This window comes from Helicobacter sp. MIT 14-3879 (assembly GCF_003364125.1).
Genome location: NZ_NXLP01000137.1, coordinates 1 through 1,822, shown reverse-complemented (window position 1 = coordinate 1,822; position 1,822 = coordinate 1). Strand labels below are relative to the sequence as shown.

Here is a 1,822-nt window from a genome sequence, read left to right as displayed (position 1 = left end):
TTGTAGTGTTTAACATAACAAGCAGAGTTATCCTTGTGAGAAAATTTATTAAGCTTTTCAGGGTCATCTCTATTATCTGGTAAGTCAGTCTTTAAAGAGTAAATCTCTATACATTCTTTCAGACATCTTTACTTCTTTAAAGCAGATTGAAAATGATAAAAGAGTCTAGATTCATCAATTATCTAATTGAACATTATGATTGAGGTGATTTGGCATTATAATTTAACACTCTTGAGAATAAGGAATCTTTGATTCTCAAACTTTGAATAACCAATCCATGTTTTACGCATACTCTGTATTCTCGTAATGAGAATAGAAAATCTGGGATTCAAAGGGATTGTTGTGAGCTTACCTCAACAAAATAACTATCAAGTCTTATCCACTCATATTGAAATGACAAACTCAAATGTGCTACGACAAAAAACAGATTGAGATTCTGAATCTAGCACAATCTATCGCCAACTTTTAATCTCTGTGATTGTAAAAAACTTAACGCATTCATTTTGGGCTTATTGGGTGGAGTAAGCAAGCTTATCCATAGTTTGCCTTTTGTGCAAGAGAGAGAGAATCTTGCATTTTTATTGTCTATATCAAGTATTACGCCTTTTTGGCATGAAGAATTCTTATAAAGAGAATCTGTTTCGCTTTCTTGCAGCTTTTCTTCATCTTCCTCATAGCCATTTATTTCGTTGATTTTTAATACACCATGCTGATAGATAATACTCACTCCTTTATCGCAAAGTGCCAAATAACGCAAATAGCACATCTTCGCACTCTCAAGATCGAGAATGCGCTCTTGCTTATGAATCTTTGTGCAGTAAGTTGCCTTAGTATGATTTTGGGCGATGGGTTTTAATCTGCCATTTTGAAGAGAATCAAACACAGATTCTAATAACTCTATACCATGTGGCACTAAGATTCTAAAGACTGAATCTATACGTTGGTATTCTACTTCATTCTTAGCTATCGCTTTATTTGCTAGAATATCTCCCGTATCTAATCCTTCATTCATAGCAATCACAGTTAAACCAAAATGCAAATAATCATTCATAATACTGTGTTGAATGGGGCTAGCCCCACGAAAATACGGCAAAATTGAACCATGCAAATTAAGACACAGGTAGTTGTCTGTAACAAATCGTGGGAGAATTTTACCATAAGCCACAACTACAATTACCTCTATTGCCCTATTAATGCTAGGTGAATCTGTAGGCGTTGCTTGAGAATGTATATTGTGTAAAATGGCTGGAATTTCTTGTGTCTTTTGTGGTTGAAAGCAGGGGATATTGTGGGCAAGGGCATACTGCTTTGTTTCAGGAGATTTGAGGATTCTTTTGCGACCAAAGGGTTTATCTGTCTGGGTAATTACCCCAAGTATTGTGTGTTTGCGATGTAGATTCTCTAAAATATCTTTAGCAAAAATCGGTGTCCCAAAAAAAACAAGATTCAACGGCAATCCTTCATTTAATAATCTTCCCTTGAAATTAATGCGATTGTATCAATCTATTATAGATATTTAATAAATCACTCTCTTTCTTAGGATTTTTGGCGAAAAAATAGCAAAGCATAACACCTTCTTTAATCACACTGCAACTTAAGCATTAAGAATACCCATAAGGTTCTGTGTTGCTCAATAACTCAAAGTTATTACTTATAGTTTTGGCATTTATTGGTTATCTGCGATAAGATAAAACAACAATGCTAGTTGCGAGCAAGATAGATTTGCAAAGATTAGAATCCTTTCTCATTGCAAGAGAAAAGATTGCAAGATTCTATGATGATTATTTTAAAGATAATCCTTATTTCTATACGCCCAAAATAC

General features: G+C 34.1%; 1 protein-coding gene. It reads right to left on the bottom strand.

Going from position 1 to position 1,822, the window contains the following annotated elements; all coding sequences use genetic code 11:
• Positions 1-442: 442 nt before the first annotated feature.
• The gene (locus tag CQA44_RS11960; protein WP_115547413.1) at positions 443-1,450 is read right to left on the bottom strand and encodes a methionyl-tRNA formyltransferase; all 1,008 of its coding nucleotides are present in this window, start codon (positions 1,448-1,450) and stop codon (positions 443-445) included.
• Positions 1,451-1,822: the final 372 nt, after the last annotated feature.